Genomic DNA, 18,018 nt, shown 5'->3' on the forward strand with positions numbered 1-18,018 from the left:
AGCTGAGGCTTCGTCGCTCAATGTCGCCTAGTGGCCCTTAGCCGAATCATGGTAATCCCGTCGTGATGTCCGTTATCGTCGGTAGAGCAGACGCGGGGCCGCGCTCGCCCGACGACCGCTTATGACCCCGTTGCAGAAGAAAGTCGGAGTTCTCTAAGCTCACGGCAGAGGCATTATTTGATTTGGATCAATTGGCCAATCGGTACCCGTCGAACTGTCGAGCCATGACGCCAACCGACGAACGAGGCCCAAACAGGGAGACACCTCCCGAACCTATGCGCCTTGAGGAGGCACGACGGGTCGTCGAGGAATACATGGCCCAGGTCGACCGCTTGCCGGTTATGATAACCGGAGGAATGCCAGCGATACCAAGGGCCTAAGGGTCATGCGGGCATGGAAAGTCTGCGGGAGGTCATCAAGAAGCTTCGCCGCAAAATGAATTGAGGTGCTGTCCGTCCTAAGCCAATGGCCCAAGCATCATTTGGTGAGGCGCAGTCAAGTCGCTCAATGACTTTGAAGATCAAATGCGTGCAGTCTTTTCCGGTTTAGAATGTTGATTTCGCGTTGGTTGACCTCAGTAAACTCGAGTACGCCGGCCCGACGCAGTCGCGACAATGCACGGGAAACAGTTTCAATGGTCAGCCCAAGGTAGTCCGCAATATCACGGCGCGTCATTGGCAAGGCCATCACACCGGTAGGGATGCTTCGCTGATCCATTTCTATTAAGAATGCCGCGACGCGCTCGACGGCATCCTTGCGACCCAGAAGAAGCATGTGATCTTCAGCATGTTGCAGATTTTTCGTGGTTAGGCCGAGTAGCTCTCGCGCGAGTACGCTGTCACTTTGAGCAGCATCATCAAGCCTGTGGCGCTTCAGGAGCCGTACGGTGGTCTGAACTATGGCTTCTGCTGTGAACCGGTGGAAATCACCGTTCACCAATCCAAAGATGTCCCCAGAGAGATGAAATGCGCCTATTTGTCGCCGCCCATCATTGAGCATTTTGTAGCTCCGAGCGGCTCCTAGCTTGATCTGGTATATATACTCGGCAGGCTCTCCCTCGCCGAAGATTTCAGTGCCTTTTTGGTAGGTGAACTCGCTCAGGCAAACGAGCTGGTTCGAACTGCTCGATATACCGAGATCACTGAGCGTGGTTGGCCGATTAGTTCCATCGGTTGAAGTGCGCACAAACATCGCCCCCCCCAAACGTGCATGCTCTATACATTTCAGAGGCTAGTTCACGCCTGTTCTTATAGTCATTGTACTAAAGGACAAGACCCAATTGCTGCGCTGTTTGAGAGAAGTCCGAGAACTCTCGTAGCTAAAGTTTGGGATCATACCTTCGCGGCTTTCGGCACAAGGCAGAGAATGAGATACATCATAAGGTCCGGACCGCAGGTCTATCAGGATGATACACCGCAGGACGCCCTTGCACTGGGCGAACAGATGGCGGCCGAGGGGATGGAAGACGTCTGGATCATTGATGAGGGGCCCGACGGTCGGGTTACTTTGAGCCTCGAAACCTTTACGATACGCGCTCAAAGACGTCGTCCAGCCAAGCCAGTCCGAACGCGGTGATGCCACCTCTAACAAGCCCAACTGACGGACGGCACACGTCTGCAATTGGCCCGATGGCGAAGTTCGGTTTGGCTCAGATATGGTCTTCTGATCGGGGCACACCGGAAGTGACATGCCGCCGGACGCGGCGGCGAGGTCAGTATTATGATCAGTCGATTTCCATGTCCGCACTTCCGGCGTCGGCTCGGGCCCGCGAAATCCGCAATCGGCTTGGCCACGATTTTGGCGCGACGCAGTTGGACCATATCCGGCAACACGCGCCGCGACTGATGCCGATCATGATCAAGTTCATCCATAACGATATCACCCCCGTGCTGGAGCAGCTGCGCATCCTCTGGACGACATCGAATGCGCGTCCATAATTTTACGCTGCCGCCGCGCGATCCTCTTTGTTGGCCCCGCGCATCGTCAGATACCAGCGAAGGCGAACAGCGGACGATCCCCGCTAAGCGCGGACCAGACAACGGTCCTTCTTCTTGGTTCGGGGTTCGGCTCCGAAAGTATGGGTCGGGAACGACTACTACTAGCAGGGGCATTGGGCGTAGGCGCTACGAGCATCAAGCGTGGCGCGGAGAGCAGCTTATGCTCGGGGCGGAGCAGCGGTGAATGCCCATGAATCGCATTTCCTCGCCATCATCGCTTCGACGTTGATATTATTTCTCGGCGCAATCAGCCGTCGTTGATCAAGTATGCTGACCTGTCTCACGACCGCACCGTCGGTTTCGTCAACTCACGACAGAATAGCCGGCGAGAGCCCTCTGCTACTCTTCTTGAGCAACATACGTTGCGGCGGGAACGAGGTGCAGTAAACCCTCGCTTATAATTCCTAGCGACATCGGCCAAGCTGAAAGATTGGGAAGTCTCAGGAACGGTCTCATCAGGGTGGCGTTTCTGCACATTAGGCTGAGGGAGTCATCGACACAACCATTGGAGAACCAAAGATGGCAAGCCCGCGTCCGGAAGAGAGATCGACACAAAACATGGAAGAAGCAGCCCGCCGTACAGGCGAGAGGGCTGCGGAGCAGACTACGCGCATCGGGCAAGCTGCGGCTGAAGCCGGCGAAGAAGTGGCACGGGCCAGTGCTGATATGCTCAAGCAAAATGTTGAGACGTTACAGCAGACCTGGCGCTCCAGCCTCGAGGCGGCGACCTCACTAATGGGACGGTCAAGCCAGCAATTTAGCCGCACGCTTGGCTTATCTGAAGAAGACGCGCAAAAGGTAACGGCGGCAACCGAACGGTCAGCTCGCAACGCGCAGACGCTCCTTTACAGTGGTACAGCCGCCGCCAAAGTGATGGGGGGAATGTCCCAAGAGTACCTCCAGATGGTTCGTCAACAATTTGAGAAGCACATCGAGCACTTGAACAGGTTGTGGACCTGCCGAACTCCACAGGACTTTGCGGCGGTGCAGAGTGACATGGTACGGGAGACAGTGGAGACCGCTCTGGAAAGCAGCCGTCGTATTGCCGACTTGTCGCTCAAAATGGCTGACGATACCGGGAAGCAGATTAAAAAAACTATGGATCAGATCCCACGCTAAGCAGGGCGGACTTGTTCAACGGAGAGAGCGGCAGGGGCAAGCCGCTCTTGCCGCCCCGGCGAATTCAGCGCGATTTTCGTTTGCGCGTTCGCTTGCGACTGAGGCGTTTGGCGTTTGCCGCGACCTTCCTTCGGTATTGCTCAACAATCTTGTCTCCCGATGCGCCAGCCATCAGGCTTGTACCGGCCTTCGCCGCCGCCAGCACTTTTTCACTCACCATGCGCTGGGCTTCACGTTGGGCCGCTTTGCCACCGCGCATCAACTTCGCTAGGCGCAGTCCGATCACGCGATTGCTTTCTAGCCCCAGCATCATCCAGTTCCACATGCTGCGATATTCCTAGCAAGGCGCATAACTTCGGATCACATCAACGACCACGGTGTGCGCGGTGTCCAATCAAAGCCGCGTGGCTTGCTACGGCGATGGTTCTAGGTTCCCTCGAGGGCGCGTGCGGGGCCCCGATTATTTTCGTCCTCGAACTGATTAAGAGAAGATGAGAAGCGCCCTCGCGCCGGACAACTGCGCGCTCAGGATCATCAACGCGATAGGGAGCAGCAGCCTTTGCCGAAAGGAATAAACATTCCAAATCTTCTGAAATTCGTACTCCCTTTGCCGGTTCGCTCCACGTCCCGCTCAGATATTTGAACCATTAAAGTGCTCGCGACGTTCTCCACAACTGGAGGAAGCGAACACGTGCAAATGAGGACCAGATCGAAATGCGGGTACTAATCGTCGACGACCATCCCGTTGTCGTGACCGGCTGCCGGGCCTTGTTCACATCGGACCCTTCCGTCGAGATCCTGGAGGCTTCCGATGCAAAGGAGGGCCACCGTGCGTACTTGCAGAAGCATCCCGACGTCACCGTGATTGACGTTTGGCTCCCCGACCTTACCGGCTTCGAGTTGACCCGGCGAATCCGCAGGGATGATCCGGCCGCCAAAATAGTCATGCTCAGCGCGAGTGAGGATCCGGCGTTCGTGGTGCGCGCTGTGGAGATGGGCATTCAGGGATATGTCTCAAAGAGCGATGATCCCCGGCTCCTGGCCAAGGCCATTCGGAAGGTTGCAGCCGGCGAGCGCTTCGTCTCACCGCGTCTGGCGGAAGCGACGACGTTCGCGGGCGCGGCGATCAAGGCCAGTCCTTTGACGCAGATGAGCCCACGCGAACTCGAGATCCTGAGGCTTTTGGGTCGCGGCGACCGCATTTCAGAAGTCGCGTCCGAACTCGGCATCTCCTATAAAACCGTTGCCAACACGACCTCCGTGCTGAAGTCCAAGCTCGGCGCTCGAAATCACTCCGACCTGGTCCGGATCGCAGTCGAGATCGATTTGCACCGGTGACCGGGATGCTATTTCGGAAGTTTTTGCACAGCAGCGACATCAGAGAGTGCCCTGCTCACTGTGCGCACTTGAGCGGCACGACCTCTGACGCGCGCGACTGCAAAAAGGGGCGAGCTATATGAAGCTATCCCGACGAACTGATTGAACTCATCGTCAGAAGCGTCCGCACGAACCCCATTATGACAATTTGGAACGCAATCGGCCGAGCGGAGTTAAGTCGCGGTCTCTCATGTTGTGTTGCAAGGCCGAGCGAAGGAAGCCCATGCGTCGCGTTCGACTTGTGATAGCAGATAGACGTCCCATTGTTCTGCAGGGCTTTGTATCGCTGCTCGAAGCGCAGCCAGATTTCGAAGTGGTTGGGTGCTGTCTCGATGGCGCTAGTTGCCTTGCGGCCCTTCGCCGCTTGACGCCCGATGTGGTGTTGCTGGAGGACGGGTTCACTGATGTAACCGCCTCCGACATCCTCGCCGCCGTGGACGACGAAGGTCTTTCCTCCCGGCTGGTGTTCTTCACTGCTACTGTCACCTGCGGCGATCTTGCCAGAGCACTGGCGACCGGCGCTTGCGGCGCGATTTCGATGAACGCCAAGCCAGAAGCGCTAGTGCAGTCGCTGAGGCTGGAAAAACTGGGGTCTGACCTGGCGAGGGTCGGTAACGAAGCCAATGGAATCGCCTCATTCGGCAATAACGTTCTGGCGCTTCTGACCGTCAACGAGCGGACGATCATGGATCTCGTCGCGGAAGGCTTGTCGGACACTGAAATTGCTCGGGTGTTCGGTGTCTCTTTGGGGATCGTTAGGACTCACATCGACCACGCGCGCCAAAAGCTTGGAATCAACAGCCGGCACGAGCTCGCCGCGCTGGCACTGTCGCGCCGTTGTGGCGCGATGAGTATTCTGACAGCTGCGATCCTGGCAGCGTTGGATGATTCGCCCGGTCACGCCGCAACCGAAAGTTCCACGATCAAGGTCGCAAATGGCGGCGCGGAGATCGTCACCTTTAAAATCAGCCGCAAGGAAGCAGTATCAGGTGGCACCCCGGCCAGAGGCGCGAGCAAGGACCGCGCCGGCGCCGCAACTGGGACGTCATCGTCGACCGGCAAACTCGTCGACGCCGAGATTGCCGCGAGCCTATTTGCACAGGCAGCACTCAACGCGCCGAGGCCGGGTTCGGGCAGCTACAGCATCTTCATGGTTGCAGCTTTCGCCGCCTTGATCTACGAGCTCGATGGTGCCAACCACGCCGTGCAGGCGTTCGATTTCGGCGATGACATCGTCACTTCATCTACCGCAAGCGGCGCCAACGGACTGGCATCCGCACTTCCCGGCTTCGCAAATTTCGGCGGCACGGCCGCGTACGATCGGGCGTTCGCATTCGAGTTCGCCCAAGGCGATGCAATCGCCACAGACGGCAGCGAGCTTTATGTCGGCAATGCCCATGCAGAGGATGGCGATAGTGACCGGGAAGTTCCTATTCCCCGAGGTTCCGGGGCCGTTGATGTTGTTGCGGCGGCCGCGAACGAAGCCTCGCAGCGGGACCCCACGCAGGCAGGCCGGGATAGCGGGTCAAATCACGGTCGGTCCCAGTTCGATTTGCGCGCTTCCGACGAAGCCGCTAAGCGTGAGGCCCCGGGAGACGATTTAAATCACGGTCAATCGCAGAAGGCCCTGCATGAATCCGACAACGCCTCCGGAGTCGCCAAGGGGTACGCCAAGCATGAGGCCCCGGGAGAAGATTCGAATCGCGGACAGGCGCACGGCGATTTGCAGACTTTTGAAGATGGCTCCGCGGCCGGCAAGCAACACGCACAGCATCCACAGGCAAGTGATTTAGATACTGGTAAACCGCAGCAGAATATACCAACGGCGTTGGTAAATTCTGCCAACGACGCACATTCGGCCTTGAAGATTAAGACTGAAGGAAGGGGCGGGCCTTCTTCCGAAAACGCAGATCAGGCCAAATCAGCGGTTGGGACGGAGCTTGGCGATTCCTTTCGTTTTAAGAGTGGCGCCGACAATACGTCTTCAGAAATGTATGACCTTCAACAACTGAGCGACGGAAATCGCAAAGCCTATGGAGATGGTCAGCATTCCGTTGCACGCGAGGGGCCGGAGCTGGTCCAGGATGCTGACGGAATTGTTATTGCAGATGCGCACCACGATCACTCATGGCACGCCAATCTCCATGCGGCTCACGATCTGATTGTTTAGCAATTCACTAATCCCACGGCCGGGTCGTGGTTCAAACGCTTTTTTGCCCTGCTGACATCGCGATGCGCAGTTGACGCGATCATCCCCGAGACGCTCAAGTGCTACGATGATGGAGGAATCGAACAGGAGGAAATCGCTGCATTCTGTCTAGTGCTCGACCTGTTCAATCATGCCGCCGCCGAAAGGCGAGCCGGCGCTGCAGAGCGGCACCTCCGATCAAGCGCGGACGGAAGTCCCAACCCCGAGCTTAGAGGGGCCCCGAAAACTTGACCTGGACGTGACAGAAAAGAAAAAGCCGCCCTGCGGCGGCCAGTTTCAGAAACTTCCTTCTTCTAATTATTTCTTGAGGGCGTCAGCGGCATCCCGCGCGGCGTCCTTCACGTCTCCCGCAGCGTTGTGGGCGGATCCCTTGGCCTTATCCATCTTGCCTTCGGCCTCCAGGTCCTTGTCGCCAGTAAGCTTGCCAGCACCCTCTTTGATCGCGCCTTTTGCCTTGTCGGCGGCGCCCTTTACATGTTCACGGTCCATGATCGTTATCCTTTCTTGGCCCGAAGACGAACACAACGAAACCGTTGCGCGGTCGTTCCTGCGAGACGCACACCTCTCGTGCACATCCAGATTTGGCCGTGCCGGCGGGCGAAGAACATAGATTGCGTTCGATCCTGCAAGCTTCTACGTGAAATGTGTCAACGCTGCGGTCGCAAGTTTTCACCAGTGCGGAAATGTTCGGGGATGCGCACGTTGATGAAGCGGCGGGGCCTGGGAGAAACAGCCACGCGATACTTATCTCTGGTATTGCTCATCGCACTGCCAGTTACATCGATACCTGCTGCCGCCCAGCAGAAAACCGAGGCGACGTCACAATCCGGTGTTGCTCAAAATGTGCAAACTGAAGCTGATAAAGGCATAAAAGCCCCCCATTCCGGCGAATCCGGCTATGTTGGCGATCAGGACCTGCCTGGCGCGGCTTCTCATGCAGCGGGCGAGACAACCAACACGGGCGGACTACAACGGGTAGCAGTGCGCCCGGTACTCCATCAAAAATCATAGCTCGCAGGCCGACTACAACGCTTCCTTGAAGGATGGTTCTGAGCCAAAGAAATAGCCGCCTTTGACGACCGCCTTGGAAGAGAGATCGCCGGCCATCTGTCAGCGGCACCATGAGCCACCTATGAGCGAAGATATAGCGGAGAGAGAGGCGAAATGCTTCTTTGATGTGGGCTTCAGTCTCAGCCCTGCGACCCATATACAGCTTGGCGCCGCCAATTTGCGCCTCAGCCAAATTGCAATCCAGCGCCAACGCTCTTTCAAACTTGCGATGCCCTGAACCACGCGGTTGGTGCAGACTAGCACGCACCCCAAGGCCAGGGCATAGGCACGCAAACTTTCGGACTACTTTCTATCCTGGTTCGAGCCCAGGCCTGGTCTCCAGTCGCTTGGGCGTGTTCATCCCTTCTGGAGCACAGCCGACAAGCCTGGACCATCGTTCAAGATCGAAAAAACCTCCCGCGGCGACAGATGGGCAGCCGCCTGCTCGAAGCTATCGCTCGCATCGATCTTAGCGCGGCCGACCGCCAGGTTGGCGTCGATCATGTCGGGACGGGCGGCGCGAGGAGGCGGCAACTGCGCGAGGTGGAAGGCTAAGAGCGCGGCGCCTTCGCGCAGCTCCACCAAAGCGGGTTTGATGCCAATCTCCGCCACCGCGCCCAATTCGTTGGCCCGGAGCAGCACCGCAGGCGGCTCTAGGTCTTCAGGAGTGACAAACAGCTGGCTGGACGCGGGCTTGGCCGTCAGCGCTCCGATAGGAACGGCGAACAGCAGTCCAATGATGACTGGCGACATCCACAGCAGAAGGGGCAGCGAAACGGCGTATGCGCTTGCCGCCATCGCAATGCCGCACAAGGTCGGGATGCCGTACTTCCGATAGAGCTCGCGGCGCTCCACCGTGCCGTCGTCCCGCCTTTGCGTCTGCCAGCCGGCGTCGCGGCCGGCCAGAATCTCTACGACCGCGATCGATTGAAAGATCATCATCACTGGCGCCATCAATGCGGAGACGATCACCTCCGCGAAAACTCCGGCCGAGGCACGCAACGCGCCGCCGAATTGACGTCTCACCGAGCCTCGCATCCAAACGAGTGCAAGGCTGAGCAGCTTCGGCAAGAGCAGAAGTCCCATCGTTGCGACGAACACCCAAATGGCGAGCACGGGATCCTGGGCGGGCCAGGTCGGAAACAACGAGAAACCCTTCGGAAAATACTCCGGACGCACGAAGCGAGCCTGCAACGAGATCAGCATCCCCAGCAGCAGGAACAGCAGCCACAGAGGTGCTGTCAAATATGCCCCGATCCCCACCATAAAATGCAGGCGCGACACCCAGTGGAGACCGCGAGCAGGCACGACAGCGAGATGCTGAAGATTGCCCTGACACCAGCGTCGGTCCCGCGCCGCGAAGTCGAGCAGCGAGGGTGGTACCTCTTCGTAGCTTCCGCCGAGCGTCGGCTGCATGTAGATGCCCCATCCGGCCCGCCGCATCAGCGCAGCCTCGACGAAATCATGGCTTAGGATGTGCCCACCGAACGGCTTGCGCCCGCGCAGCTGTGGCAGCGCCGCCGCTTCGGCGAACGCCTTCACCCGGATGATCGCGTTGTGACCCCAGTAGTTGCCTTCGGAGCCGTGCCACCAGGCGACGCCGGCGGCGATCATCGGCCCGTACAGCCGGCCCGCGAATTGCTGGACGCGGCTGAACAGACTTCGCGCGTTGACGATCATCGGGAGTGTCTGGACGAGCCCGGCGCTCGGATTGCTCTCGATGGCATGGACCAATCGGACAATGGTCTGTCCGCTCATGAGACTGTCAGCGTCGAGCACGATCATGAAGTCGTAGACGCCGCCGAACCGCGTGATCCACTCGGAGATGTTGCCGGCCTTCCGGGCCGTGTTGTCGGCGCGGTGACGATAGTATAGCCGCGTTCCCACGGCCTGACGCAGTGCGAGCAGAGCTTTCTCTTCCGCGACCCAGATATCCGGATCAGTGCTGTCGCTCAGAACGTACCAGTCGAACAGCTTTCCGTGCGAGGTCGTCTCCAAGGATTCAATGATCGCACGAAGCCGCGCGGCCAATCGATGCGGGTCTTCGTTATAGGTGGGAAGCAGCATGGCGGTGCGGCTTGTGATGGTCGGCAGTTCCGCGCCGGGCACCAAGGCGCCTTCGTCCCGACGATGGGCCAGCAGCACAAAAAAGCCGGCGAGTGAGGAGGTGAACGAAAACGCGACCCAAGCGAGCAAGACCAGGAAGAGCGCCAGCACCATGGCTTCGAGGACCGTGACGCCGCCGACCTCCAGCACGCGATACATCTCGTACCCGCCCGCGCCCGTGAGCACCGCCGTCGAGAGCAGAATCAGGCCGCGCCGCCCAGCCATCGTGGTGGCAATCGGCGCAGGAGCACGGTCCGAGACCGGGTTCTTTCCGAGGTCGCCAGGAGCCATCGGAAGCGGCGACTCGCGCGGCAGCAGGCGTTGGTTCGTGATATCGCCCCCTGTCGCTCGCGTGGCTCGGCTCAGGGTGCCCATCGGTAGACCCAGACTTCGGACAAGGGCTTGTCGCCCTCGGTCAGAAACGCCCGCAGTTCGATCGGCTCTCCTTTCACTTGGCACTGGAAGCTCAGCCGCCATCCACCCGTATAGGGGTTGGGCTGCGTGACGATGTTCTTCACCTCGGACTTCTCAGCCTTCACCACGCCTTTGACGCCGGCAGGATCGATGCCCTTCAGATTCTCACCGACCAGGTCGAGGACGAAGAGGCGCGTGTCCTCGCCCCTCGCCCCTATCCCGCTTCGCGTGAAGCGGGCGAGCGAATGCGCCTTCGGGCTATCCGGCCCCCAATGCAGTCGATAGGTGTAGTTGTGTTCGCCCTTGGCCTGAAGCGGGTTCTTTGGCCACCAGAATGCGGCGATGTTGTCGTGGACCTCTTCCTTGGTCGGGATCTCGAACAGCATGACGCCGCCCTCGCCCCAATCCCCGATCGGCTCCATCCAGAGACTCGGGCGTTTTTCGAAGCTGGACTCGATGTCCTGATAAGCGAAGAAATTTCGCTCCCGCTGCATCAGCCCGAATCCGCGGGGATTGAGATCCTTAAAGGTGCTGATCTGCAGATCGCGGGGGTTGCTTAGCGGCCGCCAGAGGCTTTCGCCCTTCCCATTGAAGATCGCAAGGCCGTCGGAATCGTGGACCGATGGCCGGAAGTCGTCGATGTCGTTGCGGTCGTTCGGACCGTAGAAGAACATGCTGGTCATGGGCGCGAGCCCGGCCCGCTGAACTTCGACGCGCGGGTAGACCGACATTTCGACGTCGAACACAGTGGTTTCGCCCGGCCGCACGGTGAAGCGGTAGCTCGCCGCGCAACTTTTGCTATCGAGCAAGGCATGGACGACCATCGAGGTCGCGCCCGGCGCCGGCCGCTCGAGCCAGAACGCCTTGAACAGTGGAAATTCCTCCCCCTTGGCTTCGCCGGTATCGATCGAAAGTCCTCGGGCGGAGAGCCCGTACGTCTGCCCCTTGGCCACGGCTCGGAAATAGCTCGCGCCCAGGAAGACGCAAACCTCGTCGTAATAGTCGGCGCGATTCAAGGGCGCGTGGATGCGGAAGCCAGCGAACCCGAGGTCAGCCTCCTCGAACGCCGGGACCTTCTCGCCAAATGAAAAGTCTTCCTTGCGGTACTTGAGTTCGGTGGCCCTTCCGTCCACGACCTCGAAGATGGTCACCCGGTTTTTGTAGAAGAAGCCGCGATGGAAGAACTGCGCTTCGAACGGAAGTTTCTTACCGCGCCAGAGCGCGCGTTCGGGCAGGAAACGGATGGAACGGTACTGATCGTAATCGAGATCCTTCAAGCCGCTCGGCAGCTTCTCGTCCGGCGCCTCGTGGGGTTTGCCCGCCAGCATACGGGCGAGGTCCCTCACGGTGGAGGGACCGAACGCGCCCTCCGGCAGGCCAGCAGCAGCGAAACTGCTCCGCGAAGCGAGCAACAACGCCGGCAGCAACGCCGACCCTCGAACAAGCTGGCGTCGGTTCACGGGTTCTCCTACTCGCTACTGCTGTCGCGGCCAAGCAACGGCCACCGCGCCCGCGAGTTCCACCCGACCGGCCATCCCTGGCGGGAAGCTGCCCAATCACGGGCAACCGCCGGAAGCCGGGGTTCCGGGTGCCTTAAAACGAGCTCCTTGATCAAGTTCAACGGCTGCGCGCCGCGATCGCGCGGGGTCAATTACCGCCAGAAACGGGGCTCGCGCATGCGTTCGCGATTTGCCCGGTCTCTTGGTCCTTGACTTCCGACGCGATCGCGCAGTCTGGCGTGAGGGCTGTCCACGGTAACAATGGCTGATGGCAGCCCCAACGGTAAGAGGGACAGAGGCCGTTGAGCCTGTAGTGGATCGATAACGGGCGCGGAACTGGCCGATTGCCAAGTTTCCAGTGCCATTCATCAACGTCTGATCAAGCTGCCTTGGCCCCCCCTGCCAGCTTGATTAGGCCCCAGCTCCACGCACCTCTGGAGTTGGGGCTTTTTTTTAACCGAGACTAGCGCGCACCTGTTCGAATGGATCCCTTCGCCAACTTGCAGGCACCAAAGTTAGGTCAACCGCGATCCTGAGCGGACATGTCGTTTCTGCTCCCCTTTCGGCGAACGCCTCTGACCTTCACGGTGATGCCCGCTGAGCGCCGCTTGACCCATTGCAGACATGCTCCCCTGTCATCCTAAGGGAGTGGACGATGTGTACACTTTAGCACACTTTAAGGCAGCGGCCCATTCGGAGGAGTAGGCTCTTCTCATGGAAAGAGAACTTCGCCGCCTCGAACGGGACGCCCGTCATCAAGCAGCTCTGTCTGCTGACGAGCGCACAAGGGCTGCACTACTAGAAATCGCTGAAGAATACCGTTTGCGCGCGGAATTCTTGGAATCGGGGAACCGCCAGCCGGGTTGACTCCCCCGCGCCTGAACAACACTATCTGCCATCATCGCCCGGTCCGTGGCTTCAATCGGTGACTGAGAGACCCGTTGTGCTCCCGCCTACTCAGATAGGGAGCGGAGGGTCATGCCGATTTCACGCATGGTTACGAACATCGATCTCACCGGCGAACAACAACACGTTCTTGAACTGGCCTTCAACCACGCCCTCCGCAAGTTGGAATTGGTAGATCGAAGAGATCCGCTCTGTGATCTCCTCGCCAAGAGGATGATCGAAATTCATATGCGCGGCGTTACTAATGCGGTAGCTTTGGCCGAAATCACCGTTCGAGAAATCAGAGCGTCGAAACAGTAGGAACTCTTGGCCCGCGGCTCAGATTGGCCACCTCCCTGGGGCCAAGCGCACGTCAGTCAACGTATCTCGTCTCGGTTAGATCGGCCTTGTAACGTGACGCCCGCATTAGCGCGGGTAGCCTCGCTCTATGAGCGAAACATGAGCAACCTCCTCGAACGAGCCGACGAAGCCATTGCTGAGAGCCGAAGGCTGCAAAGGCAGAACCAGTCCCTCATTGCAGAGAGCCGTTACTGGTTTCAGCACCTCTATTGGTCGCTCGAGCGGGTGAAGGTCCACCCCCAAAGTAGTCCTGAGAGGACCGAGTGAAGGTCCGCTTGTGGCCCTGAGCCGAACAACGAACGCGCCGTCGCCACGTCGGCTGTTTGAGGGAGACCTGACCTTGCGCGAGTGCTGAGCATCTTTTGACCCCAGCCGTCCTGCGCCACGCTCTGCGCCTCATCGTCCTCTAGCTTGATGAGGAACGAATGAACCGGCGGGAGTTCATAGCGGGCACCGCGGCAATACTCGTTTCGCCAAGGCGTTCGGGGGCGCAGGGGATACCTCGGCGAATTGGTTTCCTCGGCGCTTGGGCGGATGAGCCGGCTCGCGATCCAGCTCACGCCGCATGGCTCAGGGGCTTGCGCGAGAAGGGCTGGATCGAGGGCAAGAACCTGCTTGTCGGATATCGTTATGCCCGGGATCGACTGCCAGCTTTAGCCGCCGAATTGATCGCTCTAGCTCCCGATCTGCGCGAACTGGTCCCTGGCGCCTCGAAGGTTGCGATCCTAGTCAATCCGGATAACCCCATGCACCAGTTGGCATTAGCCGAGGAGATACCCCGCACAGCGCAAGAGTTAGGCATGGCTCTGCCGATTGTCGAGGCAACCAAGGCCGAAGAACTCGACACCGCCTTTGCCTCGGCCTCCGCCCAGCGCGCCGTTGCAATCATTGTCCTTGGCGATTATTTGACTGTTTTCGAGTCTCCGCGAGTGATCGCACTTGCGGCCGAACATCAACTGCCCGCGATTCATCTCTTTCGGCAATTCGCCAAGGGCGGATTGGTCGTCTACGGTCCTGATTTAGCCGACATCTGGCGTCGTGCAGGCAGCTATTTCGATAAGATCCTCAAAGGCACCAAGTCTGCCGATCTGCCGGTAGAGCAGCCAACCAAACTCGAACTCGTAATCAACATGAAGACTGCCAAGGCTCTTGGCCTCACTGTGCCGCCCTCGCTAGGCGTATCACGGAACAAGTTTGCAGAGCGGGATGTGGAGTTCATATGGTCTACTTCAGCGTATAGAGAAACGCGGCGATATCGCGCGCGTCCTTCTGCGAGATTCCCATTTTCGGCATGGCGTTGCCGGGCAACGCACGCTGCGGATCTTCGATCCAGTCAGCCATGTTGTCCGGCGAGTTCTGGATATAGCCGGCGATGTAGGTGCGCGTGCCGATCCGGTGCAGAGGCGGGCCGACATTGCCGTCGGCACCAGCAATGCCGGGAATGTCATGACAGGTGCCGCATTGATATTGCTTGACGAGGTCGCTGCCTCGGCGCGCATCCCCGGTGAAATTATCGGGGCCGGCGGCCTTGCCCGGCTCGCAGGCAGCGGCAGTCACGGCGAGCAGCGCGACGATTAGCAATTGTGTCGTTGGACGGACCATCGGCTGCTCTGCACTCCATCAGGGCTTTTGGCCGAAGTTGAAGGTCTTGGTGGCAGACCATGGATCGGTCGTCGAGACCTGCTCGCTCGGGACCTGCTCCACCTCAGGCGACAGGGGATTTGCCGAGAAAGTGCGGCCCCATTGCCGGCTTGGGTCGTTGCTGATCTTGCCGATATAGGTCACGAGGTCCCAGATCACGCTGTCGGGCAGCACGCCGCCCCACGCCGGCATGCCATTGGGCCGACCCTGATAGATCGACAGATAGATGTTCTCGGGCTGAGAGCCGTATGTGAAGAGGTTGTTGCTCAGCGCCGGTCCCATGCCGCCGCCGCCATTCGGAGCATGGCAGCCGACGCAATTGAAATTGACGAAATAGGTCATCCCGCGCTGCTCGGCATTGGGGTCGCCCTGGACCGGGTTCTTGATCACAGGCGGATCCGGCTGTGCGCCCGGGAACAACGTGGTCACGGGGACCTGCATGAATACACTCGGCCTGCCGTTGCCAACGCTGCCGCCGAAGTTCGGCCGCGGCGCCAGCGTCGGCATCTGCGCCTCCTGGGATTGCGGCAGGGTCTGCTGGGCGAGCACTGCGGTGTTCGGCACCACCGCCAGTATTAGCGATAACGCGCTCGCGCGCAGTGGTAAAGCAGACATCACTCGTGTCCTCCCGAGGCCGACACGCGCTCGTCGAACAGAGGTACGCCGTAGCTCCGCAACAGTGCAGCAATGTCGGATCGATGTGCGTCGATGAACGCGTTCAGCTGGTCGCGCAGTGCGTGGTCGCCCTTGCGAACGCCCATCGAAATGGCGAACTGGAATTGTTGAGGTGCGAAGCGTTCGCCGTCCCGGATCGGGGCGACCGACAGCGGCACCTTGGAATGCGCGGCGAAATAGCCGCCCAGCGGACCCCAGGCGGCGGCGACGTCGATCTCGCCGCGTTCGACCGCCTCGATCAGGCGCGCAGGCGGATCGGCCTGACGATAATCGCCATAGATCGGGTATCCCCGGACATTGTCGACGATTCCGAGCTGGCCAAGCGCCTGCGCCGGCGGCGGGTTGTTGCCGTCGTCGCCGACAAGATGGACGCCGATCGTCAGACGATGCAGGCGGGGATCGAGCAGGGACGAGAGATCGAGATGCTCGTCCTGGCGGCTCACGAAAACATAGGTCGAGCGATAATAGGGCTTTGTGGTCTCCACAAGCTCATAGCCGGCCGGCACGCCCATCACGACGTCGCATTTGTCGGACTTGAGCGTGTTGCGGACGAAACCGCGACGCTGTGCCCACCAGGTGTAGGATACCGACCGCCCCAACGCTTCAGCCACCATCGAGGCGAGCTTGTTCTCGAAGCCCGCATCCGTGTTGTTGGAAAATGGCAGATTATTCGGATCGGCGCAGACACGAAGCTCGCCATTCGGCGCGGCAGATGCCGGCGAGGCGATCCCGATCAAGCCGGCGAGGGCAAGAGCGAGAGCAACAGTGAGGGCGGCCCATTCACTGCTGAGGCGCATGGCTGCCGTCCTGATTGCTGGTGCCGCCGAGCTTGAACACCAGAAGCTCGCTGCCGCCTGCGGTGTAGAACGGCAAGTCCTGCATGGCACCGGCGAAGCCGAGAGCGCCGTTGCGCACCCGCTGATCGACCTCTGCATTCGCGACCGCGCCAGGCCAGCCGCCGACGCCCGAAAGGATTGCGATGTACTGCTGCCCATCCGAGCCGCGGTAGGAGATCGGTTGGCCGATGAACCCGGAGCCTGCCCGAAACTGCCAAAGCAATTTGCCTGTTTTTGCGTCCACCGCCTTGAACAGGCGGTCCATCGTTCCGTAGAACGCGACATCACCCGCCGTCACCAGCGCGCCGCTCCAGACCGGCAGCTTCTCGTGGATCTCCCAGACCTTTTTGCGCGCGACCGGATCCCACGCCATGAACTCGCCGCGATGGCCGCCCGGGCCGGCATACATATCGACGTCGGCACCGACATAAGGCGTACCGGCAATGTAGCCGACCTGCGACGCCTTGAAGTTCATGCAGAGATGCTGATGCGGAACGTACAGAAGCTTGGTGCGCGGTGACCAGGCTGAGGGCTGCCAATCCTTGGCGCCCGGCGCAGTCGGGCAGATATCCTCGACCGTCTTGCCGACCAGCGGGGTCTTCTCCTCATTGGGGATGATCTTGCCGGTCTTGAGGTCGACACCCTTGTAGGCGTTGACGAACTCATAGGCGTCCGCCGAGATCACCTCGCCGGTGGCCCGATCCATGACGTACATGTAGCCGTTGCGCCCGGGGTGGATCAGCACCTTGCGCGGCTGGCCATTCAGTTCGAGGTCGACCAGCACATTTTCATTGATTTCGTCATGGTCGAACAGATCATGTGGGTTGACCTGATACGCCCATTTCGCGTGCCCGTTGTCGGGATCCCGCGCGAAGATGGTGGTGCTCCAGAGATTGTCGCCGCTACGCTGGTTCGCATTCCACGGGCTGGGATTGGCGGTGCCGTAGTAGATCAGGTTGAGATCGGCGTCATAGGAGATCCATCCCCACATGGTGCCGCCGCCGACCTGCCAGCGGTCGGCGGGCCAGGTCTTGACGCCGAGATCCTTGCCTTTGAGATTGTCGTAGAACGGCTTGAAGTCCTCGCCGATCAAGACGTCCTTGTCGGGGCCGGTGGTATAGGCGCGCCAGGCTATGGCTCCGGTGTTCTCGTCAAGTGCGGTGACCCAGCCGCGCACGCCCAGCTCACCGCCGCTGTTGCCGATGAGCACCTTGCCCTTCACGACGACGGGCGCCATCGTGATGGTCTCGCCCTTGTTGATCTCACCCAGCTTGGTGTGCCAGAGCTCCTTGCCAGTCTTGGCATCTAGTGCGACCGAGTGATTGTCCAGCGTGTTGAGGAAGATCTTACCGTTGTCGAAAGCGAGCCCGCGATTGACAACGTCGCAGCAGGCAACGCCTGCCGCGGCGGGTTCAGGCTTCGGTGCATACGACCATTTCAGCTCGCCCGTCGTCGCATCCAGCGCGAACACGCGGTTCGGGTACGGGCCCGCATAGGGGCTGACCACATACATGGTACCGTCGACGACGAGAGGTGCCGCTTCCTGACCGCGATCGACCCCCACGGAGAACGTCCAGGCGAGCCGCAGGCCTGAGGCGTTGCTGGCGTTGATCTGGTCGAGCTCGCTATAACGGGTGTTGGCGTAGTCGCGCGCAGCCATCGGCCATTGGCCAGGATCCTTCATGCGGCTGGCGAGATCAGTCTGCGCAAGGCTGGGTGAAAGCAACGCAAGGCTCACGCAGAGCGTACTCGGTATTCCCCACAGCAACAGCCTGAGGCCGAACATTAACATGAGTGAAGATCTCCACGGCATTGAGGAGGCCGTGCCGCGTTGCAGGCCGGATTGCAGA

At 59.8% G+C, this 18,018-nt stretch carries 15 protein-coding genes and 1 pseudogene; 7 read left to right on the forward strand and 9 right to left on the reverse strand.

Annotation, left to right across the window (positions count from 1 at the left end; genetic code table 11):
• Positions 1 to 504: 504 nt before the first annotated feature.
• Positions 505 to 1,191: a helix-turn-helix domain-containing protein gene (locus BM190_RS21435; RefSeq protein ID WP_092258718.1), complete on the reverse strand. Its 687-nt coding sequence runs from the start codon at positions 1,189 to 1,191 to the stop codon at positions 505 to 507.
• Positions 1,192 to 1,736: 545 nt separating this feature from the next.
• On the opposite strand from BM190_RS21435, the gene BM190_RS21445 reads away from it, so the two are divergent.
• The gene (locus BM190_RS21445; RefSeq protein ID WP_092258721.1) at positions 1,737 to 1,937 is read left to right on the forward strand and encodes a hypothetical protein; all 201 of its coding nucleotides are present in this window, start codon (positions 1,737 to 1,739) and stop codon (positions 1,935 to 1,937) included.
• Positions 1,938 to 2,516: 579 nt separating this feature from the next.
• The gene (gene phaP / locus BM190_RS21450) at positions 2,517 to 3,116 is read left to right on the forward strand and encodes a phasin family protein (RefSeq protein WP_092258724.1); all 600 of its coding nucleotides are present in this window, start codon (positions 2,517 to 2,519) and stop codon (positions 3,114 to 3,116) included.
• A gap of 64 nt (positions 3,117 to 3,180) precedes the next feature.
• On the opposite strand, the gene BM190_RS21455 is transcribed toward phaP, so the two are convergent.
• Positions 3,181 to 3,441, reverse strand: a complete 261-nt coding sequence (locus BM190_RS21455) for a hypothetical protein (protein ID WP_092258727.1) — start codon at positions 3,439 to 3,441, stop codon at positions 3,181 to 3,183.
• 389 nt (positions 3,442 to 3,830) lie between these two features.
• Here BM190_RS21455 and BM190_RS21460 point away from each other — a divergent pair, with 389 nt between their 5' ends.
• Entirely contained in the window at positions 3,831 to 4,454 is a 624-nt protein-coding gene (locus BM190_RS21460) for a response regulator transcription factor (protein ID WP_092258730.1), read from the forward strand.
• Positions 4,455 to 4,716: 262 nt separating this feature from the next.
• Entirely contained in the window at positions 4,717 to 6,663 is a 1,947-nt protein-coding gene (locus tag BM190_RS21465; RefSeq protein ID WP_177237207.1) for a LuxR C-terminal-related transcriptional regulator, read from the forward strand.
• Positions 6,664 to 6,999: 336 nt separating this feature from the next.
• Here the strand turns inward: BM190_RS21465 and BM190_RS21470 are convergent, their stop codons facing one another.
• Positions 7,000 to 7,191: a CsbD family protein gene (locus tag BM190_RS21470; RefSeq protein WP_092258735.1), complete on the reverse strand. Its 192-nt coding sequence runs from the start codon at positions 7,189 to 7,191 to the stop codon at positions 7,000 to 7,002.
• A gap of 204 nt (positions 7,192 to 7,395) precedes the next feature.
• On the opposite strand from BM190_RS21470, the gene BM190_RS21475 reads away from it, so the two are divergent.
• Positions 7,396 to 7,713: a hypothetical protein gene (locus tag BM190_RS21475; RefSeq protein ID WP_092258738.1), complete on the forward strand. Its 318-nt coding sequence runs from the start codon at positions 7,396 to 7,398 to the stop codon at positions 7,711 to 7,713.
• A 396-nt stretch (positions 7,714 to 8,109) separates the two neighbouring features.
• On the opposite strand, the gene mdoH is transcribed toward BM190_RS21475, so the two are convergent.
• On the reverse strand, positions 8,110 to 10,233 hold the full coding sequence (gene mdoH, locus BM190_RS21485) for a glucans biosynthesis glucosyltransferase MdoH (protein ID WP_092258741.1): 2,124 nt from the start codon (positions 10,231 to 10,233) through the stop codon (positions 8,110 to 8,112).
• Positions 10,221 to 11,732, reverse strand: a complete 1,512-nt coding sequence (locus tag BM190_RS21490) for a glucan biosynthesis protein G (RefSeq protein WP_092258745.1) — start codon at positions 11,730 to 11,732, stop codon at positions 10,221 to 10,223. The genes mdoH and BM190_RS21490 overlap by 13 nt, the downstream gene beginning before the upstream one ends.
• A 1,017-nt stretch (positions 11,733 to 12,749) precedes the next feature.
• On the opposite strand from BM190_RS21490, the gene BM190_RS39685 reads away from it, so the two are divergent.
• Positions 12,750 to 12,977 (forward strand): hypothetical protein, encoded by a 228-nt coding sequence (locus BM190_RS39685; RefSeq protein WP_143109067.1) that lies wholly within the window; start codon positions 12,750 to 12,752, stop codon positions 12,975 to 12,977.
• A gap of 464 nt (positions 12,978 to 13,441) precedes the next feature.
• Positions 13,442 to 14,188, forward strand: a pseudogene (locus tag BM190_RS41620) (ABC transporter substrate-binding protein); the annotation flags it as partial.
• A gap of 52 nt (positions 14,189 to 14,240) precedes the next feature.
• On the opposite strand, the gene BM190_RS21500 reads toward BM190_RS41620, so the two are convergent.
• The 4 genes from BM190_RS21500 to BM190_RS21515 are packed head-to-tail and all read right to left on the reverse strand — an operon-like array spanning position 14,241 to position 17,960.
• Positions 14,241 to 14,618, reverse strand: a complete 378-nt coding sequence (locus BM190_RS21500; protein ID WP_092258748.1) for a c-type cytochrome — start codon at positions 14,616 to 14,618, stop codon at positions 14,241 to 14,243.
• A gap of 18 nt (positions 14,619 to 14,636) precedes the next feature.
• The gene (locus BM190_RS21505) at positions 14,637 to 15,272 is read right to left on the reverse strand and encodes a c-type cytochrome (protein WP_092258751.1); all 636 of its coding nucleotides are present in this window, start codon (positions 15,270 to 15,272) and stop codon (positions 14,637 to 14,639) included.
• Complete coding sequence (locus tag BM190_RS21510; RefSeq protein ID WP_092258754.1) at positions 15,272 to 16,129, reverse strand: substrate-binding domain-containing protein; 858 nt, start codon at positions 16,127 to 16,129, stop codon at positions 15,272 to 15,274. The genes BM190_RS21505 and BM190_RS21510 overlap by 1 nt, the downstream gene beginning before the upstream one ends.
• Positions 16,113 to 17,960 carry a methanol/ethanol family PQQ-dependent dehydrogenase gene (locus BM190_RS21515; protein ID WP_092258757.1) on the reverse strand — a complete coding sequence of 616 codons (1,848 nt, stop codon included), beginning with the start codon at positions 17,958 to 17,960 and terminating at the stop codon, positions 16,113 to 16,115. Before BM190_RS21515 ends, BM190_RS21510 begins: the two co-directional genes overlap by 17 nt.
• Between the last annotated feature and the right edge of the window lie 58 nt (positions 17,961 to 18,018).

It is taken from the genome of Bradyrhizobium sp. Rc3b (assembly GCF_900114915.1).
Classification (GTDB): domain Bacteria; phylum Pseudomonadota; class Alphaproteobacteria; order Rhizobiales; family Xanthobacteraceae; genus Bradyrhizobium.